Origin of the sequence: Phytopseudomonas punonensis (assembly GCF_900142655.1) — a bacterium.
Lineage (GTDB): Bacteria > Pseudomonadota > Gammaproteobacteria > Pseudomonadales > Pseudomonadaceae > Aquipseudomonas > Aquipseudomonas punonensis.
Window position 1 is genome coordinate 1,114,256 of sequence record NZ_FRBQ01000001.1, and the last position, 25,966, is coordinate 1,140,221.

26 protein-coding genes are annotated in these 25,966 nt (G+C 64.2%); 13 read left to right on the forward strand and 13 right to left on the reverse strand.

Annotated features, from left to right (window positions below; genetic code table 11):
• The first annotated feature begins 46 nt into the window (after positions 1-46).
• The 3 genes from BUC40_RS05045 (at position 47) to BUC40_RS05055 (ending at position 4,285) form a co-directional block, all read left to right on the forward strand.
• Positions 47-562 (forward strand): sigma-70 family RNA polymerase sigma factor, encoded by a 516-nt coding sequence (locus tag BUC40_RS05045; RefSeq protein WP_073263887.1) that lies wholly within the window; start codon positions 47-49, stop codon positions 560-562.
• Positions 559-1,518, forward strand: coding sequence for a FecR domain-containing protein (locus BUC40_RS05050; protein ID WP_073263205.1), 960 nt, complete (start codon positions 559-561; stop codon positions 1,516-1,518). The genes BUC40_RS05045 and BUC40_RS05050 overlap by 4 nt, the downstream gene beginning before the upstream one ends.
• Positions 1,519-1,801: 283 nt before the next feature.
• Complete coding sequence (locus BUC40_RS05055) at positions 1,802-4,285, forward strand: TonB-dependent siderophore receptor (RefSeq protein ID WP_083593325.1); 2,484 nt, start codon at positions 1,802-1,804, stop codon at positions 4,283-4,285.
• Positions 4,286-4,450: 165 nt separating this feature from the next.
• On the opposite strand, the gene tauD is transcribed toward BUC40_RS05055, so the two are convergent.
• The 5 genes from tauD to BUC40_RS05080 all read right to left on the reverse strand — a co-directional run bounded on the left by tauD (position 4,451) and on the right by BUC40_RS05080 (position 9,076).
• The gene (tauD, locus tag BUC40_RS05060; protein WP_073263207.1) at positions 4,451-5,320 is read right to left on the reverse strand and encodes a taurine dioxygenase; all 870 of its coding nucleotides are present in this window, start codon (positions 5,318-5,320) and stop codon (positions 4,451-4,453) included.
• A 5-nt stretch (positions 5,321-5,325) separates the two neighbouring features.
• Positions 5,326-6,141 carry a taurine ABC transporter permease TauC gene (tauC, locus tag BUC40_RS05065; RefSeq protein ID WP_073263208.1) on the reverse strand — a complete coding sequence of 272 codons (816 nt, stop codon included), beginning with the start codon at positions 6,139-6,141 and terminating at the stop codon, positions 5,326-5,328.
• Complete coding sequence (locus tag BUC40_RS05070; RefSeq protein WP_073263210.1) at positions 6,131-6,919, reverse strand: taurine ABC transporter ATP-binding protein; 789 nt, start codon at positions 6,917-6,919, stop codon at positions 6,131-6,133. The genes tauC and BUC40_RS05070 overlap by 11 nt, the downstream gene beginning before the upstream one ends.
• 67 nt (positions 6,920-6,986) lie before the next feature.
• Positions 6,987-7,973, reverse strand: a complete 987-nt coding sequence (gene tauA / locus BUC40_RS05075; protein WP_073263212.1) for a taurine ABC transporter substrate-binding protein — start codon at positions 7,971-7,973, stop codon at positions 6,987-6,989.
• A 125-nt stretch (positions 7,974-8,098) separates the two neighbouring features.
• Positions 8,099-9,076, reverse strand: coding sequence for an SMI1/KNR4 family protein (locus BUC40_RS05080; RefSeq protein WP_073263213.1), 978 nt, complete (start codon positions 9,074-9,076; stop codon positions 8,099-8,101).
• A gap of 248 nt (positions 9,077-9,324) precedes the next feature.
• On the opposite strand from BUC40_RS05080, the gene BUC40_RS05085 reads away from it, so the two are divergent.
• On the forward strand, positions 9,325-10,698 hold the full coding sequence (locus BUC40_RS05085; protein ID WP_073263214.1) for a uracil-xanthine permease family protein: 1,374 nt from the start codon (positions 9,325-9,327) through the stop codon (positions 10,696-10,698).
• A 77-nt stretch (positions 10,699-10,775) separates the two neighbouring features.
• Here BUC40_RS05085 and BUC40_RS05090 read toward each other — a convergent pair whose 3' ends face one another.
• Positions 10,776-11,420: a YitT family protein gene (locus BUC40_RS05090; RefSeq protein ID WP_073263216.1), complete on the reverse strand. Its 645-nt coding sequence runs from the start codon at positions 11,418-11,420 to the stop codon at positions 10,776-10,778.
• An 80-nt stretch (positions 11,421-11,500) separates the two neighbouring features.
• Positions 11,501-12,025, reverse strand: a complete 525-nt coding sequence (locus BUC40_RS05095) for a dihydrofolate reductase (protein WP_073263222.1) — start codon at positions 12,023-12,025, stop codon at positions 11,501-11,503.
• Between the two features lie 102 nt (positions 12,026-12,127).
• Here BUC40_RS05095 and BUC40_RS05100 point away from each other — a divergent pair, with 102 nt between their 5' ends.
• The 5 genes from BUC40_RS05100 to BUC40_RS05120 all read left to right on the forward strand — a co-directional run bounded on the left by BUC40_RS05100 (position 12,128) and on the right by BUC40_RS05120 (position 16,718).
• Positions 12,128-13,234: a glycerophosphodiester phosphodiesterase gene (locus BUC40_RS05100; RefSeq protein ID WP_139272110.1), complete on the forward strand. Its 1,107-nt coding sequence runs from the start codon at positions 12,128-12,130 to the stop codon at positions 13,232-13,234.
• 67 nt (positions 13,235-13,301) lie between these two features.
• On the forward strand, positions 13,302-14,678 hold the full coding sequence (locus BUC40_RS05105; protein ID WP_073263225.1) for a DUF2868 domain-containing protein: 1,377 nt from the start codon (positions 13,302-13,304) through the stop codon (positions 14,676-14,678).
• Positions 14,679-14,723: 45 nt separating this feature from the next.
• Positions 14,724-16,109 (forward strand): GTPase/DUF3482 domain-containing protein, encoded by a 1,386-nt coding sequence (locus tag BUC40_RS05110; protein ID WP_073263227.1) that lies wholly within the window; start codon positions 14,724-14,726, stop codon positions 16,107-16,109.
• Positions 16,106-16,378, forward strand: a complete 273-nt coding sequence (locus BUC40_RS05115; protein ID WP_073263228.1) for a hypothetical protein — start codon at positions 16,106-16,108, stop codon at positions 16,376-16,378. Before BUC40_RS05110 ends, BUC40_RS05115 begins: the two co-directional genes overlap by 4 nt.
• A gap of 22 nt (positions 16,379-16,400) precedes the next feature.
• Positions 16,401-16,718 carry a cupin domain-containing protein gene (locus tag BUC40_RS05120; RefSeq protein WP_073263230.1) on the forward strand — a complete coding sequence of 106 codons (318 nt, stop codon included), beginning with the start codon at positions 16,401-16,403 and terminating at the stop codon, positions 16,716-16,718.
• Between the two features lie 200 nt (positions 16,719-16,918).
• On the opposite strand, the gene BUC40_RS05125 is transcribed toward BUC40_RS05120, so the two are convergent.
• Positions 16,919-17,800, reverse strand: coding sequence for a DMT family transporter (locus BUC40_RS05125; RefSeq protein WP_073263231.1), 882 nt, complete (start codon positions 17,798-17,800; stop codon positions 16,919-16,921).
• 90 nt (positions 17,801-17,890) lie between these two features.
• On the opposite strand from BUC40_RS05125, the gene BUC40_RS05130 reads away from it, so the two are divergent.
• Together BUC40_RS05130 and BUC40_RS05135 are read left to right on the forward strand one after the other, a co-directional pair.
• Positions 17,891-18,814, forward strand: a complete 924-nt coding sequence (locus BUC40_RS05130) for a LysR family transcriptional regulator (RefSeq protein WP_073263233.1) — start codon at positions 17,891-17,893, stop codon at positions 18,812-18,814.
• Positions 18,811-19,149 (forward strand): hypothetical protein, encoded by a 339-nt coding sequence (locus BUC40_RS05135; RefSeq protein ID WP_139272111.1) that lies wholly within the window; start codon positions 18,811-18,813, stop codon positions 19,147-19,149. Before BUC40_RS05130 ends, BUC40_RS05135 begins: the two co-directional genes overlap by 4 nt.
• Positions 19,150-19,244: 95 nt before the next feature.
• Here the strand turns inward: BUC40_RS05135 and BUC40_RS05140 are convergent, their stop codons facing one another.
• The 3 genes from BUC40_RS05140 to BUC40_RS05150 are packed head-to-tail and all read right to left on the reverse strand — an operon-like array spanning position 19,245 to position 21,628.
• Positions 19,245-20,039, reverse strand: coding sequence for a thymidylate synthase (locus tag BUC40_RS05140; RefSeq protein WP_073263235.1), 795 nt, complete (start codon positions 20,037-20,039; stop codon positions 19,245-19,247).
• A complete protein-coding gene (lgt, locus tag BUC40_RS05145; RefSeq protein ID WP_073263237.1) occupies positions 20,036-20,836 on the reverse strand; it encodes a prolipoprotein diacylglyceryl transferase in 801 nt (266 codons plus the stop codon). Before lgt ends, BUC40_RS05140 begins: the two co-directional genes overlap by 4 nt.
• A 9-nt stretch (positions 20,837-20,845) precedes the next feature.
• A complete protein-coding gene (locus BUC40_RS05150) occupies positions 20,846-21,628 on the reverse strand; it encodes a sulfite exporter TauE/SafE family protein (RefSeq protein ID WP_073263893.1) in 783 nt (260 codons plus the stop codon).
• Positions 21,629-21,750: 122 nt separating this feature from the next.
• Here BUC40_RS05150 and BUC40_RS05155 point away from each other — a divergent pair, with 122 nt between their 5' ends.
• Both BUC40_RS05155 and BUC40_RS05160 read left to right on the forward strand, forming a co-directional pair.
• Positions 21,751-22,116 (forward strand): hypothetical protein, encoded by a 366-nt coding sequence (locus BUC40_RS05155; protein WP_073263239.1) that lies wholly within the window; start codon positions 21,751-21,753, stop codon positions 22,114-22,116.
• A gap of 2 nt (positions 22,117-22,118) precedes the next feature.
• Positions 22,119-22,865 carry an NRDE family protein gene (locus BUC40_RS05160; protein ID WP_073263241.1) on the forward strand — a complete coding sequence of 249 codons (747 nt, stop codon included), beginning with the start codon at positions 22,119-22,121 and terminating at the stop codon, positions 22,863-22,865.
• A gap of 287 nt (positions 22,866-23,152) precedes the next feature.
• On the opposite strand, the gene ptsP is transcribed toward BUC40_RS05160, so the two are convergent.
• Positions 23,153-25,432 carry a phosphoenolpyruvate--protein phosphotransferase gene (gene ptsP, locus BUC40_RS05165; RefSeq protein ID WP_073263243.1) on the reverse strand — a complete coding sequence of 760 codons (2,280 nt, stop codon included), beginning with the start codon at positions 25,430-25,432 and terminating at the stop codon, positions 23,153-23,155.
• A 10-nt stretch (positions 25,433-25,442) separates the two neighbouring features.
• Positions 25,443-25,922: an RNA pyrophosphohydrolase gene (locus BUC40_RS05170; RefSeq protein WP_013793353.1), complete on the reverse strand. Its 480-nt coding sequence runs from the start codon at positions 25,920-25,922 to the stop codon at positions 25,443-25,445.
• Positions 25,923-25,966: the final 44 nt, after the last annotated feature.

Genomic DNA, 25,966 nt, shown 5'->3' on the forward strand with positions numbered 1-25,966 from the left:
TCGAGATCAATTCTTATCCGCACTGGCGCACGCCAAGGGAGTTTTGGTGTCCAGCGCTCCGCCCCCATCAACGCTACAAAGCGTCGACTCCCTGTACCGCGACCAACACAGCTGGCTGCAAGGCTGGCTGCGCAATCGCCTGGGCGATCGTGAGCAGGCAGCGGATATTGCTCAGGACACTTTTCTGCGCCTGCTACTCAGCGGCCGTTTGCCAAGCATCGATGAGGGTCGCAGCTACTTGACGCAGATTGCTCGCAATCTGGTCATCGACCAGTGGCGCCGGCAGCGGATCGAGAAGGCTTACCTAGAGAGCATCGCTCACCTCGCCGAACCCGAGTCGCCCTCGCTGGAAACCCGTGCGCTGGTTGTCGAAACGCTGCTGCAGATCGATGCAATGCTCGACGCCATGCCCGCCAGGGTGCGCGAGGCCTTCCTGCTGTCACAGTTCGAGGGCCTGACTTATCCACAGATCGCCGAGCGCCTGCAGGTCAGCGTCAGCTCGGTGCAGAAGTACATGCTGCGCGCCATCACGGCCTGCTATCAGGTTCTATACGCCGAATGAAGCGCGCCAGCGACGCACCCATCACTCCCGCCATCGTCGAGCAGGCCAGCCACTGGCTGATGCTGCAATGGGGCGGCGAGATGGATGGCGAGCAGCAGCGCCGCTTCGCTGAATGGCAGGCGGCCGATGCCGAGCACCTGCGTGCCTGGCGCCGCCTTGAAAAGCTGCAGGGCACCCTGGCCGGCGTGTCGGCGCACACTGCCAGCGCCGTGCTACGTGAGCAACCTGATGCCCATCGTCGCCAGGCTCTCAAGATGCTCGGCCTGCTACTGGTAGCGGGCGGCAGCGGTTACCTGGCCCAGGCAAAGCTGCCCTGGCGCGAAGCCATGGCCGATCTGCGCAGCGGCACCGGCGAGCACCTGCAACGTACCCTCTCCGATGGCAGCCGGCTGGCGCTGAACAGCGACAGCGCGGTGGATATCCGTTTTAGCGAAACGGAACGACGCATCAGGCTGCTCAAAGGTGAACTGCTGCTCGACAGCGGCCATGATGCCGCTCGCCGCCCACTGATCGTGGAAACCGCCACTGGCGAAATCCAGGCGCTGGGCACGCGCTTCTCGGTGTATGAAGTGGACGGCGGCAGCCGCGTCGAACTCTACGAAGGCGAACTGGAATTGCGCCCACGTAGCGCCCCCCCCTCCCGTCTGCTCGCCGGCCAGCAACGCTGGTTCAGTGCCGAGCGCGCCACCGCCATTGGCCGGGCAGACCGTAACAGCATCGCCTGGGACGAGGGCCGGCTGATCGCCGAGCGCATGCCGCTGGGGCAGTTCCTCAGCGAGCTGGCGCGTCACCGCCCCGGCGTGCTGCGCTGCGATCCGGCAGTCGCCAGGCTGCCGCTGACCGGCGTATTCCCGCTCGCCGATACCGACCGTGTGCTGACCGCATTGCAGCAATCGCTACCGGTCGAGGTACACAGCATCACTCGCTACTGGGTCAGCGTGCGGGCTAGAGACTGACAGCTGATCGCTCCTCACGCTCCGCGTGGGAATGCTACTTGGGGCGCTCCGCGCCTAAACCTCGGCGACGGCTGAACCTGACGGACGCGAAGCGTACTGACATCGTTCTCTGTGCCCGCAAATCGTGGCTCGGAGCGCCACAAACTGAATGCCCATGCAAAGCGTGGGAACTATCTGATCATTAAGACATGCAAATAATTCTCAAAACCGGTTGTCGGTTTTGCCGGGTCGCACGGGATACCTCTTGAACCCAATAAAGACGCATTCTCAGAGGATAATCAGAATGCCGTACCTGCCTACATCCCAGCGCTCAGCGCTGAGCCTGTCGATCACCCGCGTACTGTTCGCCGGCATACTGGCCGCCAGCCCCTTGTTGATCGTACCCACCGCACAGGCGCAATCGGCCGTCACTGCCCAGACTCGAAGCTATGCCATTCCCGCCGGCGACCTCGACGGGGCGCTGAATCGCTTCGCCAGCGAAGCCGACATCCTGCTTTCAGTGGACTCGCGCCTGACCGCTGACAAGCGTAGCGCCGGGCTCAGCGGCAGTTATTCTGTGGATGCCGGCCTTGCCCAACTGCTCGCCGGCACAGGCCTGCGGCCGCTCAAGGCTGGGGATAACTACGCGCTGGAGGCCGCCGTGAGCAGCGGCAGTTCGCTGGAGCTGGGCGCCACCAGCATCAACGCCAACGGCCTGGGCGACACCACCGAAGGCAGCGGTTCGTACACCACAGGCGCCGTGACTATCGGCAAAGGCCAGTACTCGCTTAAAGACACGCCGCAATCGGTCACGGTAATAACCCGCAAGATGCTCGATGACCAGAACCTCAATACCATCGAGCAGGTCATGGAGAAAACTCCGGGCATCACCGTGTATGACTCGCCCATGGGCGGTAAATATTTCTACTCCCGCGGCTTCCGCATGACCGGGCAGTATCAGTACGACGGCGTACCGTTGGACATCGGTAGCAGTTATGCACAAGCCGATAGTTTCTCCAGCGACATGGCCATCTATGACCGTGTCGAAGTGCTGCGCGGTGCAGCCGGGATGATGAAAGGCGCTGGCGGCACGGCGGGCGGCGTCAATTTCGTGCGCAAGCGCGGCCAGTACACGCCTCATACTCAGCTGTCTCTCTCTGCCGGCACCTGGGAAAACTATCGCGCCCAGGTCGATACCGGCGGCCCGCTCAATGAAGCAGGTACGATTCGCGGCCGGGCCGTGGCGACCCAGCAAAGTCGCCATTACTTCTACGACGTCGCCGAGCGCAAGGATCAGATCTATTACGGCGCTGTGGATTTCGACCTGAGCGCCGACACCACGTTTGGTCTGGGCGTCGCCTACGAAGACCTGGACGCAACGCCCTGCTGGGCTGGCGTGCCGCGCTACGCCGATGGCAAAGACCTGAAGCTGAGCCGCTCCACCTGCCAGAATCCTTCCTGGAACAACCAGCGCAGCAAACGCACCACGCTGTTCGGTGATGTGAAGCACCAGCTCAACGACAACTGGGCGCTGAAGATAGCGGGCGTCTGGTCGCGAAACACCCAAGAGATGGAGTACGCCTTTCCCAGTGGCTCTGTACCGGTTGGTGCCAGCAGCTCCAGCACGCTGGTGCTCGGCAGCATTTATGACTACGACCAGGTGGACTACGGTCTCGACGCTTACGTCGATGGCAAATTCGACGCCTTTGGCAGGCAGCACGAGCTAATCGTTGGCGCCAACACCAGCCGTTCCCACAAAGATGACTTCTTCGCAGTGGCGGCACTGCCTCAGCGCCAGAACGTGCTCGATCCTGATCATCATCTGCCACAACCGGATGAGAGCTACTACCTGGCCAACGCCTCGCGCGGAGGCCCGCTGGACATTCGCATCAAGCAATACGGCGTCTACTCAACCGCTCGCTTGAAGCTGGCCGAGCCACTGACTTTGGTATTTGGCAGCCGCGTCAGCTGGTACAAATCCGAAACTGACGCCATCGCTTACTTTCGCGGTGTCGGCACCCCGGCCAATTCGGAAACCACCGAAACCGGGCAGGTCACGCCTTTCGCCGGCCTGCTACTCGACCTCAACGACAACCTGACGGCCTACGCCAGCTACACAGACATCTTCACGCCCCAGGGCAACCTCAAGACAATCGATGGCAGCACCCTGAAACCGCTGATCGGCAAAAGCTATGAGCTGGGCATCAAGGGCGAGTGGTACGAAGGCCGTTTGAACAGCTCATTCAGCCTGTTCCGCACCCTCCAGGAAGACGCCGCCCAGACCGACCCGAACTGCGCCGACGGCAGCTGTTCGCAAAACTCCGGCAAGGTACGCGCCCAAGGCTTCGAAGCGGAAATCAGCGGTGAAGTGATCGACCGCCTTCAACTGCTGGCCGGCTACACCTACACCCAGACCAAGGTGCTGGAAGATGCAGACCCGGACCAGAATGGCGTGTCGTACAACTCTTACGTGCCGCGGCATCTGCTGCGCGTATGGGGTGATTACAGCCTCAGCGGGCCACTGGAGCGTTTCACCGTGGGCGCCGGCTTCAACGCCCAGAGCAACAACTACCGCACCTCGCCGATCAGCGGCAATAACATCTCCCAAGCGGGCTACACCATATGGAACGGCCGCATCGGCTACCGCGTCGATGACACCTGGTCGCTGGCCCTCAACGGCAACAACCTGTTCGACAAGCGCTACTACACCACCGTCGGCACCGAAGGCTTCGGCAACTTCTACGGCGAGCCGCGCAACTTCATGCTGTCCGTGAAGGCGGACTTCTAGGTCGATTGATTGATCGTTCCCGCGCTCCGCGTGGGAATGCATTGGCAGGACACTCTGCGTCCGTACATCACTCTCTGAACCCGCAAATCGTGGGCAGAGCGCCACAGGCCCAATGCCCACGCAGAGCGTGGAAACGATCTGATGCGTTAGTGGGAACGATCCGTGTCAGGCAGCGGCTGCGGTTTGCACGGTTTCGCCCGGCCCGAACGGCCGATCCCCAAGAATCGTCGCGCGGTGCATGATGCGCCGCTGCGGGCGGTAGTCGTCGCAGGCGTAATGCTGGGTCAGGCGGTTGTCCCAGAACGCCAGATCGCCCTGGCGCCATTGCCAGCGCACGGAATATTCCGGTTTGGCGATCTGCTTGAACAGCATCTGCAGCAACGCAGTGCTTTCGCCCGGCTGCAGTTCGACGATATGGGTGGTGAAGGATTCGCTGACGAAGATGCCCTTGCGCCCGGTCTCGGGGTGCACGCGTATCACCGGGTGAGTCACTGGCGGGTTGGCGGCGCGGGCGGCGTTCCATTTATCCAGCGCGTCGGGGGTATTGCCAAAGCGCTCGAGCGGAAACGACAGGGTCAGGTCATGCACCGCGGTCAGGCCGTCGAGCAGGTTACGGATCGGTGCGGACAGCCCTTCGTAGGCCGCCGAGCAGCTGGCCCACAGCGTGTCGCCGCCGTGGGGCGGCACCTGCCGGGCGCTGAGCAACGAGCCAAGCGGTGGTGACTGAATGAACGACACGTCTGAATGCCACAGCGCGTTGTCACGCAGATCGTTGAGGTCGGTATCGAGCAACAGGATTTCCGGCTGCTCGTCGATCTTCGGGTAGATCGGGTGAATGTGCAGGTCACCGAACATCGCCGCCGCATTACGTTGCTGTGCGGGTGTCAGCAACTGGTCGCGAAAGAACAGTACCTGATGTTCCAGCAAGCCCTGATGCAGTGCGGTATGGGTCAGTCTATCCAGCGGTTGCGACAGGTCGATACCGGTTACGCGGGCACCGAGAGCCTGGCCGATACGTTCGAAATGGATGCTCATGTCGTCTAGTTCCAGGACGCAAAACGTTTTTGCAGAGCCCGCAAACCGAGCTCGATGGTCAGGGCGATACTGGCGATCAGCAGAATGCCGACCACCACCACATCGGTGGCGAGAAATTGCGCGGCGGACTGCACCATGAATCCCAGGCCCTGGTTGGCGGCGATCAACTCGGCAGCGACCAGCGTCGACCAGCCGACACCAAGCGCGATACGCAGACCGGTGAGAATGTCCGGCAGCGCGCTGGGCAGAATCACATGGCGCACCACCTGCGCGCGGCTGGCACCCAGACAGCGGACGGCCTGGATTCGCGCCTTGTCGACCCGGCGCACGCCGCCGACGGTGGCGATCAGCAGTGGCGCGAACAGCGCCATGTAGATGAGCAGCACCTTGGACAGCTCGCCGATGCCGAACCAGATCACCATCAGCGGCAGGTAGGCCAGCGGCGGAATCGGCCGGTAGAACTCCACCAGCGGGTCAAGCGCGGCGTTGAGCGTCGGGTTCAGGCCCATGGCGATGCCCAGCGGCACGGCTGTGACCACTGCCGCCAGCACCGCGATCAGTACGCGCCCCAGGCTGGTGCTCAGGTGCTGCCACAGGGTGGCGTCCAGATAACCGTCGTGCAGCAGCCCTTTGAACGCCACCAGCAGTTGCTCGGGTGCCGGCAGGAAGATGGTGTCGACCCAGCCCAGGTGCGTGGCCAGCCACCACAGGCTCGCCAATCCCGCCAGGGTGCCGAAGGCGGCCACCCGGCGACGGTCGAAGCCGATCACCAAGCGGCGGCTGCGGTTGTTCAACGTGGTTTGCAGCGCGTCAGAAGGCATGGTCGGCGGGCTCCTGAAGAAAGACATCGAGCAGCTCCTGGCGCAGCTCGGCAAAGGCCGGGTCGCCCTTGATCGAACGCACCGGCTCGCCGGCGAGATAACGACGGGCGAACGGCAACTGGCGGCGCAACACCGCACGGGCAGGCGGGCCGTCCAGCACGATCAGGTCGGTGGCCAGGAACAGTGCTTCATCGACGCTGTGGGTAATCAGGAACAGGCCCTTGCCGGTGCGCTTCCAGACATCGAGCAGCAGCACCTGCATACGTTCGCGAGTCAGTGCATCGAGAGCGCCGAAGGGTTCGTCGAGCAGTAGGAAATCCGGATCGACCGCCAAGGCACGCGCCAACCCCAGGCGCTGACGCTGGCCACCGGAGAGCTCGGAAACCTGGTGATGCGCGTGACTGGCCAGGCCGACCAGCTCCAGCACTTCGAGCGCCCGGGCATGCCGCTGTGCCTTGCTCAGGCCACGCAGGCGCAGGCCCAGCGCCACGTTGTCGAGGGCATCGAGCCAGGGCATCAGCGCGTCGTCCTGAAACACCACGCCGCGCTCGCCACCCGGACCTTGCAGGGTTTTACCGTCGATATGCACGCGACCGCTGTCCGCCGGCTGAAAACCGGCCAGCACGTTGAGCAGGCTGGACTTGCCGCAGCCTGAAGGGCCGAGCACCACCACGGATGCGCCCTTTTCGATCTGCAGGTCGAAGCTGTTGAGAATGACCTGCGAGTGGCCGCGGCGTTGAAAACTCAGGCTGACCCGCTCGGCGTTCAGTCGGCTCATGGTCGACTCCTCAATTAAAAAAGCCCCTCCGAAAAGGGGCGAAACGTGGCATGAAGGTAATTCGCGGTTACTGCGCCTTGCGCACGTAATCGGCGCTCACGTAGGGCGAGTAATCCGGCAGCACGGCGGGAATGCGTTTCTGTTCCTTGAGGAACTCGGCGGTGCGGGCGGTGGCCTTGGCGGTGCCGCCACCGAGCAATTCGGCGCTCACCTGCTGCTCGGCATTGGGGTAGGTCGAGCCGGCCAGCAACTCGGGAACATCCGCGGGGTTGGCGCCGATCAGCTTGGCGATCTTCCTGGCCTGCTCGGAGTCGGCAGTCCATTTGGCGACGTTGGCCTGGTAGTCGGCGAAGGCACTCAAGGTCACGCCGGCGAATTCGGCCAGCACTTTTGGGTGCTTCTCGGCGAAGTCCTTGCGCGCGACCCACACCTCGAACGTCGGCGCGCCCCATTTGCCGACTTCGGCCGCATCGGTCAATACCTTGCCGCTGCGCTTGATTTCACCCAGCGCCGGCGACCAGACGAAGGCGCCGTCGATGTCGCCGCGCTTCCAGGCGGCGTTGATCTCGGCCGGGTTGAGGTTGACGATCTTCACCTTGCTCGGGTCGATCTTCCAGTGCTTCAAGGCGCCGAGCAGGCTGTAGTGGGAGGTGGACACGAATGGCGTGGCGATGGTCTTGCCGACCAGTTGCTCGGGGCTGTCGATGCCGCTGCCGTTGCGCACGACCAGCGCCTCGGCAGCATTGATTTCGGCAGCAACCAGGAATGCTACCAGCGGCAGCTTTCGCGAAGTGGCGGCGGCCAGCGGGCTGGAACCGAGGTTGCCGATCTGTACATCACCGGAGGCCAGGGCGGTCACCACGTCGGCACCGGAGTTGAAACGCCGCCAATCGAGCTTCTCGCCAATGGCTTTTTCGTAGGCACCGTCGGCCTGGGCGACCTTGGACGGGTCCACACCGGTCTGGTAACCGATAACGATTGGGTCAGCAGCATTCGCCTGCAGGCTGGTGGCAGCCACGACGGCGAGCAGCAGGGTCTTGATGGTGTGTTTCATGGGCAACTCCTCGCAAAGGGCACCAGGCTGTCCCGGCTACCGCGCGCCTCAGTGGCGCTGTTGCGAGAAATTTATGGTTATAAAAAATAACTCTCCAATAACATTTAACGATTAGCTTAGAGCTGTCAGTTGGCCGCGACAAATGGAGCGAGGCGCTCGATCAATTGCTTCTCGAAATCCTCGCTGAATACAATGCCGTGTTTACTCTCGACCAGCTCGCGAGCGCTGAAGCGCGCCTTGAACCAGTCTTCGACGAACCCCGGCGCATAGCCGCCCGTGCTGAAGCCTCGCCCGCCAAAAGCGATCATCGCGGAATACGCCTCCAGGTACTGCTCCCGGCTCTCGATGCGATGGCAGTGCTGGTAGACCCAGAACTGCACGTCATACAGCAGGTACGACAGCGGGTCGGCGTGCAGGGCGAAATAGCGTTTTTCTTCGTGCAATTGCACAGCGACCGCGCGGACGGCTTCGCCGATAGCGGGAAACGGCGGGAAGTCGCTCAGCAACGGCGCAAGCATCTCGGAGAACTCACCTTCCGTGACCCGCCGCAGGTCTTCCTGATAATCCTCCTCGGAGGTATCGAAGGCCTCTTCAGTGACCAGCCCGCGCACGAAGGTCTCGAAATCCTTGGCCAGGACGGTGATGTGATAGTCGCCTTCCTGGTCGACGTGTACCACCTGCGGCTCGCCCTTGGGACCGCAAGTGCGATAGTCGAGCGCGATCATGTCATGGCCGGCGGACGGGCAGTCGCAGATGTACACGCCAATATCTGGGTAGCCCCACTCCTGCATCATGAAACGGCTGCCGAGTTCACCACACAGCGAGTACCGCTTGTGCCGCCCGATGCTGAGAAACCCGGTGATTGCGGCATGGTCCTCGGCCCACGAGGTCGGCTCCTCGGTGGGAAAGCAGCACTTGTGCGGCGTACCACCATTATGTCGGCGCATGAATGCGACATACGACGCCGGCAAACGGTAGCCCAGCTCCGCTTCGAGCTCGGCAACCAGCGCATCGCTGGGCGGCACGTCGGTGAATTCCCTGCGGGCGTAGGCGCTGTCGTCCCAGAACGCCTGCAGGTCTATGTCGTCAGGGAAATGGCTCATGGGCGTACTCCACGCTGGCACTTGGCGCAGCCCGGTAACCGCACCTGCAGCGACGGGCTTGTACGGTGCTTCGTTTTACCGATGTTCAAAGACCAATTCATGGCTGGGCCGCTCCTGGATAACTGTGCGTGCTCAGACTACCCGCGCAGCGGTTGGTTTGCTCGCCAAGGCTCTCGCCCTGTCGACCGCCACTTGGGATTGCCTCGCCCAGGCAGTAGAATCCGCCGTTTTTCCAGGCAGCCACGACCATGCAACCAGGCGACTCACCACGTAACGGCGAACTGATCTACGGCCTCGAAGACCGCCCGCGCCCGCTAGTGGCGATCCTCGCTGCGTTACAGCATCTGCTGGCGATCATCGTACCGATCGTCACCCCGGGCCTGCTGATCTGCCAGGCGCTGGGCGTATCGGCCCGCGACACCAACCTGATCGTGTCCATGAGCCTGGTGATTTCCGGTATCGCCACCTTTGTTCAGTGCCGTCGCTTCGGTCCGCTGGGTGCCGGCCTGCTGGTCGTGCAGGGCACCAGCTTCAACTTCGTCGGCCCGCTGATCGCCGGTGGCGCGCTGATGGTCAAGCAGGGCACGCCGGTGGAAGGCGTGATGGCGGCGATCTTCGGCGTGGTGATCGCCGGCTCGTTCGTGGAGATCGGCATCTCGCGCATCCTGCCGTTCGTGAAGAAGCTGATCACCCCGCTGGTGACCGGCATCGTAGTACTGATGATCGGCCTGACACTGATCAAGGTCGGCCTGATCAGCATGGGCGGCGGCTACGGCGCGATGGCGGGTGGCACCTTCGCCAACGGCGAGAACCTGCTGCTGTCCGGCGTGGTGCTGGCGGTGATCGTGGTGCTCAACCGCATTCCCGTGGTGTGGCTGCGCAGCTGCGCCATCGTCATCGCCCTGCTGGTCGGCTACGCGTTGGCCGGCTACCTGGGCCGCCTGGACTTCACCGGCATGCATCAGGCCGAACTGTTCCAGGTGCCGACGCCGCTGCACTTCGGCCTGGGCTTCTCGTGGAGCCTGTTCATCCCGATGCTGGTGATCTATCTGGTGACCTCCCTGGAAGCCATCGGCGACGTCACCGCCACCAGCAAGGTGTCGCGCCAGCCGGTGGAAGGCCCGCTGTGGATGCAACGCATCAAGGGCGGCGTGCTGGTCAACGGCGTCAACTCCCTGCTGGCCGGCGTGTTCAACACCTTTCCCAGTTCGATCTTCGCCCAGAACAACGGGGTGATTCAGCTGACCGGCATCGCCAGCCGCCACATCGGCGTGTGGATCGCCCTGGTGCTGGTGATCCTCGGCCTGTTCCCGGCGGTGGCCGGGATCATCCAGGCGGTGCCGGAGCCGGTGCTCGGCGGCGCGGCAATGGTCATGTTCGGCGCCGTGGCGGCGTCGGGCATCAACATCCTCGCCGGCATCGAGCTGGACCGCCGCGCGCTGCTGATCATCGCCGTGTCCCTGGCCCTTGGCCTCGGCGTTTCCCAGGTGCCGGAGTTCCTCGCCCACATGCCGGCGGCGCTGCGCAACGTGCTGGAATCCGGCGTGGCCACCGGCGGCATCTGTGCGCTGGTGCTCAACTGGTTCCTGCCGGAAAGCGCGGCCAAGGCAGACACGCACTAAGCTCATACGTCCGAGACAATCCGTCCAAGACGAAAAAGGCCGCTAATGCGGCCTTTTTCGTGCGCTCGCGAGGCGCCTCAACTCACGCCCATATAGCGCCCGGCGCGGTGATTGATCGCCAGCACCATGTTCAGCGCCACAGCGCCGAGTACCGACAGCGCGACCTTTTCAGGGGCGACGACGAAGATCGACGCCAGCACGATGGCAGCGTCCACGCCCATCTGCACGGCGCCAGCGCGAAAGCCGAAGCGCTCCTGCAGATACAGTGCGAGGATGTTCACGCCGCCCAGGCTGGCTCGGTGACGGAACAGCATCAGCAAGCCCAGGCCCATGGCGAAACCACCGAACAGCGCGGCGTAAAGCTCGTTGAGCGCGGCGAAGCTGATCCAGTGCGGCGTCAGTTCGGCCAATAGGGAAACCAGGCCGACCGCACACAATGTGCGCAGCGTAAACGCCCAGCCCATGCGCCACAGGGCCAGCGCGTAGAACGGCAGGTTGATCACGAAGAACACCGCACCGAATGACCAGCCGGCGAGGTACTTGAGCAGAAACGCCAGGCCCACCGTGCCGCCGGTGAGCAAGCCGGCATGGCTGTAGAAAGTGATGCCCAAGGCGACCATCGCGGTGCCGAGCACGAGCGCCAGGGCATCCTCCCAGAGCGGGTGACGAATGAAAAAATCGGCAATCGTCTCTCGCTCGTCAGAGCCTGGAGTGTCGTTCATGGCGTTGCTGTCTCTAATGGGCGCACAAGGTAAAACGCCACCGAGTGGCGGTGGCGATTGAGAAACAGATCAGAAGCGGATTACCGACGAGCCCAGGTCTCGAAGCTGTGCGCAGGCGCCGACTCGATGGCAGGCTGGTCGTCGCGATCAACGCGCTGCCACTGTGCTTCATCGAACGCTGGGAACCAGGCATCGCCTTCCGGCTGCAGCGCCACGCGGGTCAGGTAAAGCCGGTCAGCGACTGGCAGTGCCTGCTCATAGAGCTGGGCGCCGCCAATCAGCATCACTTCGTCGACGCCCTGCTCGCGAGCCCAGGCCTCGGCGCGCTGGTGGGCCGCCTCGACCGTGGCGAATACTTCAGCACCCTCGAGCGTGAGGCCGGCCTGGCGGCTGACCACCAGGTTGAGGCGGCCTGGCAACGGCCGGCCCAGCGAATCCCAGGTCTTGCGACCCATGATGATCGGTTTGCCGAGGGTCTTGGCCTTGAAGTGCTTGAGGTCCGCTGGCAGGTGCCAGGGCAGTTGGTTGTCGCGGCCAATCACGCGGTTTTCGGCGAGGGCGGCGATCAGGCAGAGGGGGAGTCGATTCGTCATGGCGGCGAGCATAGCAGAGCGGACTATCGGCCGGCATACCTTGCCGCGCTGTCATCGTCACGCCATCTTTGTCGGTGCAGGCTGACCACTCAAGCCCACTCTGGAGAGATGCCAATGCCGATCCACCAAGCCCGCGCACTGCTGCTCAGCGCCCTGCTTGCCCTTCCCTTCACGGCGTACGCAGAAACCTCGGTAACGCCCACAGCCAAGCGCGCCGACGACGGCAAGCCGCTGATCATCGCGCATCGCGGCGCCAGCGGTTACCTACCCGAACACACCCTCGCCGCCTACGCAGTGGCGGTGCTGCAAGGCGCCGACTATGTCGAGCCCGACCTGGTGATGAGCAAGGACGGCCAGCTGTTCGCTCGCCACGATAACGAGCTGGGCCTGACCACCGATGTAGCCCGGCACCCGGAGTTCGCCGACCGCAAACGCAAGGCCCGCATCGACGGCGTCGAGCTCGACGGCTGGTTCAGCGAAGACTTCACCGCGGCCGAACTGAAACGCCTGCGCGCCATCGAGCGGATTCCCGACGTTCGCCCGGGCAACACCCGCCTGGATGGCCAGTTCGAGATCCCGACCCTGCAGGAAATCATCGACCTGGTGAAGGCGCTGCAGGTCAGCCAGGGCCGCGAGATCGGCCTGTATATCGAAACCAAGCACCCCGCGCACTTCCAGAAACTCGGTCTGGCCATGGAAAAGCCGCTGGTCGAAGCCCTGGCCCGCAACGGCTATCGGGACGCAAAGGCGCCGGTGTTTATCCAGTCCTTCGAAGTGAGCAACCTGAGAGCGCTGCGCCAGCTCAGCCCACTGCGCCTGTTACAGCTGTACGGCAAGGGCCAGCCACAGGATCAGGTCGAGCTGGGCAACCCGCTGACTTATGAACAGATGGCCACGCCCGCCGGGCTGAAGGCAGTCGCCGCTTACGCCAACGGCGTCGGCCCAGACAAGGGCTACGTGATCCCGCGCAAAGCGGACGGCAGCCTGGGCGAGCCGACGCGCTTCGTCGCCGACGCCCACGCCGCCGGTCTGCTGGTGCACCCCTACACCTTCCGCGCCGAAAACCAGTTTCTGCCCACTGATCTGCAGCGGGGCAGCGACCCGGCCGCGCGTGGCGATATCGACGCCGAACTGCGCGCCTTCCTGGCCACCGGCATCGATGGGCTGTTCATCGACCAGCCGGATATCGCCGTGCGCCTGCGCGCCGCCAGGCAACGGTAACGGCGCGCTTTTGTCATCCAGCTTGCACCGGTATGCTCCCGGAGACTGACACTCACCGGGAGATCGCGTGTCCCTACCCAAGCTGCAACGCCTCTGGCTCTGCGAGGCCGTGCGCCTGCGCGAAGAACATGCCGGCCTGCTCGAAGACAGCGAAGCCAACCGGCGCGCCCAGGCCGCCGGCGGTGACCTGGCCACCCGCATCGAAAACCGTGCCCTGCATCTGGCCGAACGCGATGGCCAGGTGCAGGCGCAGCGCCACTGGCTACAGGGTGCGCGCCTGGCCCTGCTGCTGCTCGGCCTGCTGGCCCTGGCCAGCGGCGCCGGCCTGGCGGTAGCCGCCCTGGGCGACGGACAGACGCCGGTCAATGTGTTCTGGGCCCTGGGTAGCCTGCTCGGCCTGCATGTTCTGATGCTGTTGGGCTGGTTGCTAGGCCTGCTGTTCGGTGGCGGTCATGGCGCGGTGCTCGGCCGCCTGTGGCTGTGGCTCAGCGAGAAACTGGCCCGCGATGCCAGTGCACTGCACACCGGCCCTGCCCTGGTCTTGCTGCTGCGCCGCCAGCGCCTCAATCGCTGGCTGGTCGGCATGGCCGTGCACGGCCTCTGGCTGGTGGCGCTGAGCACCGCCCTGGTGATGCTGCTGGCGCTGCTGTCCACCCGTCGCTATGGCTTCGTGTGGGAAACCACCCTGCTGGGCGGCGACACCTTCGTTGCCCTCACTCAGGCCCTGGGTGCATTGCCCGGCCTGCTGGGTTTTCCGGTACCCGATGCCGCCACCATCCGCGCCAGCGGCGACAGTCCACTGCCGTTGGAAGCGGCCCGGCATGCCTGGGCCGGCTGGCTGATCGGCGTGCTGGTGATCTACGGGCTGCTGCCGCGTCTGCTGCTGGGCCTAGTGTGCCTGGTGCGTTGGCGAGCAGGCACCGCGCGGCTGACCCTGGATCTGTCGCAGCCCGGCTACGACCTCTTGCGCGACCGCCTGCAGCCCAACAGCGAACGCCTGGGCGTATGCGATGCCGAGCCAGCGCAGCTTTATCAGGTGCAGTCCGCCGCTGGCGTCGACACCAGCAGCGGTGCGCTGCTGGTCGCCATCGAGCTGGATGACCGCCGCCCCTGGCCGCCGGTGCTGCCCAAATCGGTGGCCGACGCCGGCATCATCGACAGCCGCGAACAGCGCCGTCAATTGCTCGACCAGCTGACCCGCTTTCCGCCCGCGCGCTTGGCCATTGCCTGTGACCCACGGCGCTCGCCGGATCGCGGCAGCCTGGCGCTGCTCGCCGAGCTGGCCCGCTGCGCCGGGGCAACCCGCATCTGGCTGCTGCAGCCGCCCCAGGGCGAGCTGCTCGACAGCGAGCGCCTTGGCGACTGGCACAGGGCGCTGGACGAACTGCAACTGGCCCACCGCGAAAGCTCGCCCCTGACCTGGCTGGAGACTGGCCATGACTGATACCAACCGTCGCGCGAATCGACCGTTTGCCAGAGGCTATCGCCCATGAGCCAACCGTTGAAGCTCGCCGTGGTCGGCCACACCAACGTCGGCAAGACCTCGCTGCTGCGCACCCTGACCCGTGACGTCGGCTTTGGCGAAGTGTCCCATCGCCCCAGCACCACCCGCCACGTCGAAGGCGCGCGCCTGTCGGTAGACGGCGAGCCGCTGCTGGAGCTGTACGACACACCGGGCCTGGAAGATGCCATCGCCCTGCTCGACTACCTCGATGGGCTGGACCGCCCAGGCGAGCGCCTCGACGGCCCGGCGCGGCTGGCGCGCTTCATGGAAGGCAGCGAGGCGCGCCAGCGCTTCGAACAGGAAGCCAAGGTGCTGCGCCAGCTACAGGCATCGGATGCCGGCCTGTACGTGATCGATGCCCGCGAGCCGGTGCTGGCCAAGTACCGCGACGAGCTGAACGTGCTGGCAATGTGTGGCCGCCCGCTGCTGCCGGTGCTGAATTTCGTGGCGGGCGCCAACCACCGCGAGGACGACTGGCGCGAAGCACTGGCACGCCTGGGGTTGCACGCCCTGGTGCGTTTCGACAGCGTGGCGCCGCCGCTCGATGGTGAGCGCCGGCTGTACGAGAGCCTGGCGCTGATGCACGAGAAATCGCGTCCGCAACTGCAACGCCTGATCGACGATCACGAAGCCCAGCGTCTGGCTCGCCACCGCAGCGCCAAGCGCCTGATCGCCGAGCTGCTGGTCGACTGCGCGGCCTGTCGGCGCAGCGTGGCCAACCAGCCTGAGCTGGAAAAAAACGCCATCGAGGATTTGCGCGCCCAGGTGCGCCAGCGTGAACAGCGCTGCGTGGAAGCCCTGCTGCGCCTGTACGCCTTTCGCCGCGAAGACGCCCGGGCTGACGATCTGCCCCTGCTGGACGGTCGCTGGGGCGACGACCTGTTCAACCCGGAAACCATCAAGCAACTGGGCATTCGCCTGGGCGGCGGCGCGGCAGCCGGGGCAGCGGCCGGGGCGGGCGTCGACCTGCTGGTCGGCGGCCTGACCCTGGGCACCGCGGCACTAGCCGGCGCGCTGCTCGGCGGCGGCGCGCAGACCCTGCGCAACTATGGCGCGCGCCTCAAGGGCAAGCTCCAGGGCCAGCGCGAGCTGACCGTCGACGACGCCGTGCTGCGCCTGCTCGCCCTGCGCCAGCAGCATCTGCTACAGGCCCTCGATAGCCGCGGCCACGCGGCCGTCGAAGCGGTACGCCTCGGCGCCCTGCAGGACAGCCAATGGCGCGAAGGCAAGCTACCGGGCGCCCTGCGCGTCGCCCGCGCACGACCAGAGTGGTCGTCCCTGAACCCCGGTGCACGGGTCGATCAGGTCGAGCGCCAGGAGCAGGTCGAACGCCTGGCCAAGGAAATCGATGCGGCGCCGCCTGCGAAATGAGCCTGTGTAGCGAACTGGCCGCCATCCTCGAGCGTGAACTGCGCCTGGGCAACAGCCTCGGCCAGGCGCCCCATCGCGCCGGCTGGCCGCAACCGGACTCGCTGTTCGCCGCCCTGCGCGAGGACTTCAAGAGCGACCTCAAGCAGCTACCGACCTGCCTGCAACATGGCCACTGCAACGATCCGCATTACGGCTGGTACGAGGAACTCTACTGCCGTGATCACCACCACCTGCTGGTCGCCGGCGTGCCCAAACCCGGCCGCCGTTGACCCCTGATTGCGAGCCTTGAACATGCCGGTTACCAACCTGTTCCACGACAGCGAGCCGCCTGCCCAGGGCGAGCGCTTCGACACCCTGCTCAGCCATCGCAACTTGGTGGTCGAACGCATCCTCAGCTCGTCGCGGATCGAATCGGTGGACTACGTGCAGGAACAGGATGAATGGGTACTGCTGGCCCGCGGCGAGGCGAGCATGACGGTGGCCGGTGAAGCGATCGAGCTCACTGCCGGCGATCATCTGTTTCTACCGGCCGGCACACCCCATCGGGTGGAGCGCACCAGCGAAGGTGCGCTGTGGCTGGCCATCCACCTGCATCCTGGCAACTCGTAGCCCGGGTCGAGCGCAGCGACACCCGGGATTTGTGCAAACCATCGTCACCGCCCAGGGTTACGCCTTCGGCTAACCCAGGCTACAGAGCGCGCCGCGGCCGGGCCTCAAAAGTGGGAGCGCGCCATGCGCGCGAAAATTCGCGGGCCAACCCCGTAGGGTGGAAGACGCTTCACCCTTCCACCACGAATAACCACCACAACTCAACGCCTGAGCAGGCTTGTCCACAGCGTCGCCGCAACGATCAGAAAGCCGCCGATCCACGCCTGCACGCTCAATTGCTCGCTTAGCCACAGCACGGCGAACAGCGCACCGAACAGCGGCTCGCTGCCCATCAGCAGCGACACCCGGGTCGGGCTGCTGCGGCGCAGCGCGTAGTTCTGCACGAAGAACGCGAACAGGGTGGCGAACAGCACCAGATACAGGGTGCCGATCCAGAACGCCAGCTCTGTCGGCAGGGCAGGCAAACCGTCTGGCAGAACGATCACGCCGAGCAGCAGGCAGCCAATACCGATCACCCCGGTCTGTACCGCGGTCAGCGCCAGCGCGGGTACCTGGGTATGGGCGGTCAGCCGTCCGGTCAGGCACACAAGCACGGCGCGCAGCAGCGCCGCCATTAGCATCAGCCCGTCACCGAGGTTGAATTGCAGGTCGACGCCGCCGCTGAGCAGCCAGGTGCCGAACAGCGACAGCGCCACCGCCGGCAGCAAGCGCGAATCGGGGCGGCGGTCGAGCATCAGCCATTCCACGAAGGGGGTGATGACCACGCACAGGCTGATCAGAAATGCCGCATTGCTGGCCGAGGTGTGCAGCACGCCATAGGTTTCGCACAGGAAGATCGCCAGCATCACGCCACCGAGTGGAATCCCCGGCGCCCAGGCTTGGCGCCCCGCTCCGCGCAGCTGCGGCAGCAGGATCAGGAAGGTGAGGCAGAAGCGCACGGCGAGAAAACCCAGCACCGGATAGAACACCAGCGCTTCCTTGGCCACGCCGTAGCTGGTGCCCCAGACGATGGCGACCAGCAGCAACAGCACATCGCTGGCCTGCAGCAGGCGCGAAGGGGAACGGCTAACCAGGGTGAACATGGGGGTACTTCCTGCAATCGGTGAGAAGCGCATTGTCCATTGCGTCCCTGGGCGTGATAATCCGCCAACTCCGAACAAGACCTGTTCCCCATGCGCACGAATCTCACCCCACAGCTGCTTCCCTATCTGGCCATTTTCGTACGTGTGGTCGAGGCCGGCAGTTTCTCCGCCGCGGCCCGCCAGCAAGGCAGCACGGCGTCGGCGGTGAGCCGGCAGATCGCCCACCTCGAGCAGACACTTGGCGTGCGCCTGCTGGAGCGCACCACACGGCGCCTGCGCCTGAGCGAAGCCGGCAGCGAAGTGTTCGAGCGCTGCAAGGACATGCTCGACGCCGCCCAGGCCGCCCTGGATGTCGGTGAGCGGCTGATGAGCCAGCCGCGCGGCCGGGTGCGCCTGAGCGTGCCCAAGGCTTTCGGGCGCTTTCTGGTGATGCCGCTGATTCAGGATTTTCTGCAGCGCTACCCGGAAGTGGACGTCAGCCTTAACCTCAGTGACCGCAGCCCTGACCTGATCAGCGAGCAATTCGACCTGCTGGTGAGCATCACTGATCAGCCGCCGCCCACTCTGGCCGGTCGGCCGCTGTACAATGTCCAGCAGCTGCTGTGTGCCAGCCCCACCTACCTACAGCGCCATGGCACGCCCCAGCACCCGAGCGAACTGGTGCGCCATGCCTGCCTGTATCTGGACGAAACGCCGGACGATCACCGTTGGCATTTCAGCAATGGGCCGGAACAATGCGTGGTGGCGGTAAGCGGCCGCTTCGCCAGCAATCACAGCGAGGTACGCCTGAACGCCGTGCTCGGCCACCTGGGCATCACCTGCTTGCCGCATTTCACCGCAGCGGCGGCACTGGCAAGCGGCGAGCTGGTGCGGGTGTTGCCGCAATGGCGCTACACCGGCTCCTACCAGGGCACCGCGTGGATTCTCTACCACCCGACCCGCCATCTGCCGCCCAAACTGCGGGTGCTGATTGACCACCTGGCCGCGGGGCTGGGCAAGGGGCAATCGCTATGAATGGGCGGATAACCAGGCTTCGCCAGTGGCTGGAACGCCGTCGCCTTGAGCGGCAGCCGGCGGATACGGCTGGTCACGTCACCCTGGAAGCTATCGACACCGAGGTCGGCAACCGGATTCTGGAGAGCCTCAAGGCCAATGGCTGGCGACAGGTGGCGCAGTACAGCCCGATGGCGTTCGACAAGGGCATCGACTATGACAGCTACACGCTGCGCAATGGGCGGGAGGAGCTGCAGATGGAGTGGAATAACTGGTTCGAGTGGAAGCTCAGCGGGCCGAGCGAGATCGTTGCGGAAATCGCTCGGCGCTTTGCATTAGGAAAGGTGAGCGAATAACTCCCCGGGTTACGCCCTCGGCTAACCCAGGCTACGGGCGGGTGTGCGCCGCTTTGCGTAGCCTGGGTTGAGCGCAGCGATACCCGGGAAGCGGCTCAGACCGCCACTGGCGCCTTGATGTGCGGATGCGCTTCGTAACCGACCAGCTCGAAGTCCTCGAACTTGAAGGCGAACAGGTCCTTCACTTCGGGATTGAGCTTCATGGTCGGCAGCGGCAGCGGCTCGCGGGTCAATTGCAGGTCGGCCTGTTCCAGGTGGTTGGCGTACAGGTGGCAGTCGCCGCCGGTCCAGATGAACTCGCCCGGCTGCAGGCCGCAGACCTGCGCGACCATCAACGTCAGCAGCGCATAGCTGGCGATGTTGAACGGTACGCCGAGGAAGATATCGGCCGAGCGCTGATACAGCTGGCAGCTCAGCTTGCCGTCCGCCACGTAGAACTGGAACAGCGCGTGGCACGGCGGCAGCGCCATTTGCTCGACCAGCGCCGGGTTCCAGGCCGAGACGATCAGGCGGCGCGAGTCCGGGTTCTTCTTGATCATCTCGATCAGCTTGCTGATCTGGTCGACCGACTCACCGTTCCGCGCCGGCCAGTTGCGCCACTGGTAGCCGTATACCGGGCCAAGGTCGCCGTTCTCGTCGGCCCACTCGTCCCAGATACGTACGCCGTTGTCCTTCAGATACTTGATGTTGGTGTCGCCCTGCAGGAACCACAGCAACTCGTGAATGATCGACTTGAGGTGGCACTTCTTGGTGGTTACCAGCGGGAAGCCGTCAGCCAGGTCGAAGCGCATCTGATGGGCGAACACGCTGTAGGTGCCGGTACCGGTACGGTCTTCCTTGAAGGTGCCGTTCTCGCGCACATGGCGCATCAGGTCGAGATACTGTTTCATCGCACCACCTCCGCTACCGGTTGACGCTTGTATGCATAGACCATCAGGCCCAGGCCGGCGAGCACCATCGGTACGCACAGCACTTGGCCCATGGTCAGCCAGCCCCATGCCAGGTAGCCGAGCTGGGCGTCCGGCACACGGACGAACTCGACGATAAAGCGGAAGATGCCGTAGCACACCGCGAACAGGCCGGAGACCGCCATGGTCGGGCGCGGTTTGCGCGAGTAGATCCACAGGATGACGAACAGCGCCACGCCTTCCAAGGCGAACTGGTACAGCTGCGACGGGTGGCGCGGCAGCGGCCCGCCGGTCGGGAAGACCATGGCCCAGGGCACATCGCTGACCTTGCCCCACAGCTCGGCGTTGATGAAGTTGCCGATACGCCCGGCGCCCAGGCCGATCGGCACCAGCGGGGCGATGAAGTCCATCAGTTCGAAGAAGCTCTTGCCGTTGCGCCTGGCGAACCACAGGGTGGCCAGCATCACGCCGATCAGGCCGCCGTGGAACGACATGCCGCCCTTCCACACTTCAAGAATCAGCAGCGGGTTGGCGATGTAGGCCGGCAGGTCGTAGAACAGCACATAACCTAGACGCCCGCCGACGATCACCCCCATCGCCACCCAGAACACCAGGTCGGAGAGCTTCTCCTTGCTCCAGGTCGGGTCGAAGGCATTCAGGCGGCGCGAGGCGAGGAACCAGGCGCCACCGATGCCGACCAGGTACATCAGGCCGTACCAGTGAATCTGCAGGAAGCCCAGGTCGAGGGCGACCGGGTCAATATTCGGGTAGGGCAGCATCAGGATTCCTCACAACAGAAAATTCAGGCCGACGATAAACAGCAGCAATGCGAACAGGCGCTTGAGCACGCGCGGCGACAGGCGATGCGCCAAGCGGGCGCCCGTGCGCGCGAAAAAAACGCTGGTCAAGGCGATGCCTAGCAGCGCCGGCAAGTACAAATAGCCCAGGCTCCAGTGGGGTAGACGCGCGTCGCCCCACCCCAGCCACAGATAACTCAGGGCGCCCGCTGCGGCGATCGGCCAGCCACAGGCCGACGAGGTCGCCACAGCCTGCTGCATGGACACGCCACGCCAGGTCAGGAACGGTACGGTCAACGAGCCACCGCCAATGCCGATGATCGCCGAAGCCCAGCCGATCACGCCACCGGCCGCGCCCAGGCCGGCCTTACCGGGTACATCGCGGCTGGCTTTGGGCTTGAGGTCCAGCGCCAGTTGCGAGGCCACGCACAGGGCGAATACGCCAATGATCTTCTGCAAGACCTCGCCATTGATGCGCTCGGCGGTCGCCGCGCCCAGCGCCGAACCGACAACAATACCGACGGTCAGCCAGACGAATATCTGCCAGCGCACCGCACCACGACGATGGTGCTCGCGCACCGCATTGATCGACGTGAACAGAATGGTCGCCAGCGAGGTGCCCACTGCCATATGGGTCAGCACGGAGGCATCAAAACCCTGAGCGGTAAAAGCGAAGATCAGCACCGGCACGATGATCATGCCGCCACCGACGCCGAACAGTCCGGCCAACAGGCCTGCGGCGGCACCGAGCAAGATGTAGAGAAGGAAGATCATGGCGTGCTCTGCGAAGCGATGCGGCATGGTAGCCGAAGCAGCCCGCAGCCTCTAGCTTTGGCGATGGATGCCACCGGATGCTTTGCGTAAAGTGAGGGCTCTCCAAGGAAGCGAGCTGCACCGTGGCCAATACCTTTTATCTGCGCATCGCCTGCAACCATTTGCACCTCACTCACCTGGAAAGTGCCCGCGTGGCGGTACTGGAGGCGGATCCGCCCTTCAGCAATCAACGCCTGCTGGTAGCTGAATTCAGCATCGCCGACCGCTTGATCAAGGAGACCGTGCAGAGCCTGATGCCCAAGCGCCTGGCCTTTCTCAATGCCGCACCCAAGCTGTTGATTCAGCCACTGGAGCGGCTGGAAGGCGGCCTTTCCCAGGTGGAGCAGCGCATTTTGATGGAGCTCGGCATGGGCGCTGGAGCGCGCAAGATCGCCTTGCATATAGGCGAAATCCTCGACGCCGATGGCGTGCGCAGCAGGCTGAAATAAGCATGTGCCTGATCGTTCTCGCCTGGCGCCCCGGCCACGCCCTGCCGCTAGTGGTCGCCGCCAACCGCGATGAATTCTATGCCCGCCCGACCGCCACCATGGCCGAGTGGGCGGAGACGCCCGGCCTGATCGCAGGGCGCGATCTGCAGGCTGGCGGTACCTGGCTAGGCATCGGCCCTGACGGTCGCTTTGCCGCCCTGACCAATATTCGTGATCCGCAGGCCGAGCAGGGTTCGCGCTCGCGAGGTGAACTGCCGCTACGCTTTCTGCAGGGAAACCAGAACCCAGAAGTGTTTCTGAACGAGCTGCGCCGTGAGGCTGCTGAATACAGCGGCTTCAACCTGCTGGTCGGTGATCGCGGGGCACTCTGGCACTTCAATTCGCAGAGTGGGCAGGCCCAGGCACTGCCGCCCGGCATTCATGGTGTTTCCAATGCGGGCCTGGATACGCCATGGCCAAAGCTGCGGCAGGCCAAAGCGGCACTCGCCGAAGCGCTCAAGGCAGCTAATGAAGAGTCGCTATTCGCGCTGCTGGCTGACCCTAGAAGACCTGACGACGCGGCGCTGCCGGATACCGGCGTGGGCCTCGACCTAGAGCGCCTGCTCGGCAGCGTATTTATCACCAGCCCGACCTATGGCACCCGCGCCAGCACGCTGCTGTTCACTTGCGCCGACGGAAAGCGATGCATCATCGAACGCAGTTTTGGGCCCGAGGGAACGCCGAGCAGTGAGGCGCGATTCGAGATTTAGGCTGGCGGCTCAGTGGTGGCAGCAGCCGTTCGTAAGGTGGACCGGGGCGCGTAGCCGACGCTTCACCTACGCGGCCCGACCCGTCCACCGCACTACCATCGCAATGGTGGACATAAAGGAGCGCTGTCCACCCTACGCAGCTGCTAGGGGGAGAAAACGGCCGTGAGCGGAGTACTTTTGTGGGAAGGGCTTTAGCCCCGAGCTCTTTGGTTGCCTTAATAAAAACTCGCGGCTAAAGCCGCTCCCACAAGGTCGCTGAAGTGGCCGCTTTTGCCTTGCAGCAACCGTTAAGCCTGGATACCCGACGCCGGATTGATCATCCGCCCGAGGCCGAGGTTGCGCAGGGCCAATTGCAGGGTGCTGTGGATAACCTGAGGATTATCGATGCGCATGGCTTGGCCGAGCAAATCCTTGGCCTTGCTCAGGCTGATCTGGCGCAGCAGCCATTTCACCTTCGGCAGGTTGGTGGCGTTCATCGACAGGCTGTCGAAGCCCATCGCCATCAGCAGCACGGCTGCGCTCGGGTCACCGGCCATTTCGCCGCAGATGCTCACCGGTTTGCCTTCGGCGTGGGCATCTTCGACCACCTTGGTCAGCGCCTGCAGCACCGCCGGGTGGAGGAAGTCGTAGAGGTCGGCAACCCGTGGGTTGTTGCGGTCCACTGCCAGCAGGTATTGGGTCAGGTCGTTGGAACCGACCGACAGAAAGTCCACTTGGCGGGCCAGGTCGCGGGTCTGATAGACGGCCGCGGGAATCTCGATCATCACGCCAATCGGCGGCAGCGGCACATCGGTGCCTTCGTCGCGCACTTCGCCCCAGGCGCGGTGAATCAGGTGCAGCGACTCTTCCAGCTCCTGGATGCCGGAAATCATCGGCAGCAGGATGCGCAGGTTGTTCAGGCCCTCACTGGCCTTGAGCATGGCGCGCACCTGCACCAGGAAGATTTCCGGGTGGTCCAGGGTCACACGGATGCCGCGCCAGCCAAGGAAGGGATTGTCTTCCTTGATCGGGAAATAGCTCAACGCCTTGTCGCCGCCGACGTCCAAGGTACGCATGGTCACCGGCAGCGGGTGGAAGGCAGCCAGCTGCTCGCGGTAGATGGCCAGCTGTTCCTTCTCGCTGGGGAAGCGATCCTTGATCATGAACGGCACTTCGGTGCGGTACAGACCAACGCCTTCGGCACCGCGCTCCTGGGCGCGCACCACGTCGGCGAGCAGGCCGGTATTGACCCAAAGCGGCATATGGTGGCCGTCCAGCGTCTCGCAGGGCAGCGCGCGCAGTGCATCAAGGCCCTTGGTGAGCTGGCGATCCTCTTCGACCACATCGGCATACTGCTTGCGCAGAACTTCGCTGGGGTTGGTGAATACTTCGCCGTGGTAACCATCAACGATCAGCTGAATGCCGTCGATTTTCGAGTACGGCAGCTCGACCGCGCCCATGACCGTGGGAATACCCATGGCACGGGCGAAAATCGCCACGTGGGAGTTGCCCGACCCCTGCACCGAGACCAGGCCGACCAGCTTGCCTTCCGGCACTTCGCCGAGCATCGCCGGCGACAGTTCTTCAGCGACCAGAATGCAGTTGTCCGGGTAGACCAGCGTCTGCTGGCGCGCCTGCTGCAGATAGGCAAGCAGACGGCGGCCGAGGTCGCGAACGTCCGACGCACGCTCACGTAGGTAGTCGTCGTCCATCTGCTCGAAGCGATTGATGTGCTCGCTGACCACATGACGCAGCGCGCCCTGGGCCCACTGGCCGGTCTTGATGACATTGACCACTTCGTTACCGAGCGCGGCGTCTTCGAGCATCATCAGGTAGACGTCGAACAGCGCGCGCTCCTCGGGGCGCAACTGGGTGGCCATACGCTCCGAAAGGCTGCGCATGTCGCCGCGCACCCCTTCCAGTGCGTCATTAAAAAGCTTCAGTTCGGCATCGATATCGGTAACGACGCGATCAGGCACCACTTCAAGGTCGGCAGGCGGCAACACCACCAAAGCGGTACCGACCGCCGCACCGGGCGAGCCTGGCACGCCAACGAACTTGGCCTCCTGAATGCCCTTACCCTGCTTACCCAGGCCACGGATCGAGCCGGTAGCCTCGGCATGCGCAATCACCCCGGCGAGCTGCGCGCTCATGGTCACCAGGAAAGCTTCTTCGCCTTCGTCGAACTGGCGGCGCTCTTTTTGCTGCACGACCAGAACGCCCATCACCCGACGGTGGTGGATGATCGGTGAACCGAGAAAGGAAGCGTAGCGCTCTTCACCGGTTTCGGCGAAGTAGCGGTAACGGGGGTGTTCGGAGGCGTTTTCGAGGTTCAGCGGCTCTTCGCGGGTACCGACGAGGCCGACCAGGCCTTCGTTGGGTGCCATGCTGACCTTGCCGATCGAGCGTTTGTTGAGGCCGTCGGTGGCCATCAGCACGAAACGGTTGGTTTCCGGGTCGAGCAGGTAGACCGAGCACACCTGGGTGCCCATTGTCTCCTTGACGCGCTGCACGATGATGCCCAACGCCGCCTTGAGATCCTTGGCGGCGTTCACTTCCTGGACGATCTTGCGCAGCGTGTTGAGCATGCTGACCTGCCTAATCCCGAGCCAACAGGCGCGGTGCGAGTTCCTTGAGTGCGCGACGGTAGACTTCGCGCTTGAATGTAACCACCTGCCCCAACGGGTACCAATAACTGACCCAGCGCCAGCCATCGAACTCCGGCTTGCCGGTCAGATCCATACGCACCCGTTGCTCGTCGGAGGTCAGGCGCAGCAGGAACCACTTCTGTTTCTGGCCGATGCACAGCGGCTGGCTGTGCGTGCGCACCAGGCGCTGCGGCAGACGATACCTCAACCAGCCCCGGGTGCAGGCGAGAATTTTCACGTCCTGCTCTTCCAGACCCACTTCTTCGTTCAGTTCGCGGTACAACGCTTCTTCCGGCGACTCGCGGTCATTGATACCGCCTTGCGGGAACTGCCAGGCATCCTGGTTAATTCGACGCGCCCAAAGCACCTGGCCGACATCATTGGTGAGAATGATGCCGACGTTGGGGCGAAAACCATCAGGATCGATCACGGCACACAACCTCGTAAACGCATGTCGCCGCATTGTTCCACAAA

Coding starts and splice junctions, on each gene's coding strand:
- BUC40_RS05050 (WP_073263205.1), top strand. CDS start 559: ATGAAGCGCGCCAGCGACGCACCCATCACTCCCGCCATCGTCGAGCAG.
- BUC40_RS05055 (WP_083593325.1), top strand. CDS start 1,802: ATGCCGTACCTGCCTACATCCCAGCGCTCAGCGCTGAGCCTGTCGATC.
- tauD (WP_073263207.1), bottom strand. CDS start 5,320: ATGAGCATCCATTTCGAACGTATCGGCCAGGCTCTCGGTGCCCGCGTA.
- tauC (WP_073263208.1), bottom strand. CDS start 6,141: ATGCCTTCTGACGCGCTGCAAACCACGTTGAACAACCGCAGCCGCCGC.
- BUC40_RS05070 (WP_073263210.1), bottom strand. CDS start 6,919: ATGAGCCGACTGAACGCCGAGCGGGTCAGCCTGAGTTTTCAACGCCGC.
- tauA (WP_073263212.1), bottom strand. CDS start 7,973: ATGAAACACACCATCAAGACCCTGCTGCTCGCCGTCGTGGCTGCCACC.
- BUC40_RS05080 (WP_073263213.1), bottom strand. CDS start 9,076: ATGAGCCATTTCCCTGACGACATAGACCTGCAGGCGTTCTGGGACGAC.
- BUC40_RS05085 (WP_073263214.1), top strand. CDS start 9,325: ATGCAACCAGGCGACTCACCACGTAACGGCGAACTGATCTACGGCCTC.
- BUC40_RS05090 (WP_073263216.1), bottom strand. CDS start 11,420: ATGAACGACACTCCAGGCTCTGACGAGCGAGAGACGATTGCCGATTTT.
- BUC40_RS05095 (WP_073263222.1), bottom strand. CDS start 12,025: ATGCTCGCCGCCATGACGAATCGACTCCCCCTCTGCCTGATCGCCGCC.
- BUC40_RS05100 (WP_139272110.1), top strand. CDS start 12,128: ATGCCGATCCACCAAGCCCGCGCACTGCTGCTCAGCGCCCTGCTTGCC.
- BUC40_RS05110 (WP_073263227.1), top strand. CDS start 14,724: ATGAGCCAACCGTTGAAGCTCGCCGTGGTCGGCCACACCAACGTCGGC.
- BUC40_RS05115 (WP_073263228.1), top strand. CDS start 16,106: ATGAGCCTGTGTAGCGAACTGGCCGCCATCCTCGAGCGTGAACTGCGC.
- BUC40_RS05120 (WP_073263230.1), top strand. CDS start 16,401: ATGCCGGTTACCAACCTGTTCCACGACAGCGAGCCGCCTGCCCAGGGC.
- BUC40_RS05125 (WP_073263231.1), bottom strand. CDS start 17,800: ATGTTCACCCTGGTTAGCCGTTCCCCTTCGCGCCTGCTGCAGGCCAGC.
- BUC40_RS05130 (WP_073263233.1), top strand. CDS start 17,891: ATGCGCACGAATCTCACCCCACAGCTGCTTCCCTATCTGGCCATTTTC.
- BUC40_RS05135 (WP_139272111.1), top strand. CDS start 18,811: ATGAATGGGCGGATAACCAGGCTTCGCCAGTGGCTGGAACGCCGTCGC.
- BUC40_RS05140 (WP_073263235.1), bottom strand. CDS start 20,039: ATGAAACAGTATCTCGACCTGATGCGCCATGTGCGCGAGAACGGCACC.
- lgt (WP_073263237.1), bottom strand. CDS start 20,836: ATGCTGCCCTACCCGAATATTGACCCGGTCGCCCTCGACCTGGGCTTC.
- BUC40_RS05150 (WP_073263893.1), bottom strand. CDS start 21,628: ATGATCTTCCTTCTCTACATCTTGCTCGGTGCCGCCGCAGGCCTGTTG.
- BUC40_RS05160 (WP_073263241.1), top strand. CDS start 22,119: ATGTGCCTGATCGTTCTCGCCTGGCGCCCCGGCCACGCCCTGCCGCTA.
- ptsP (WP_073263243.1), bottom strand. CDS start 25,432: ATGCTCAACACGCTGCGCAAGATCGTCCAGGAAGTGAACGCCGCCAAG.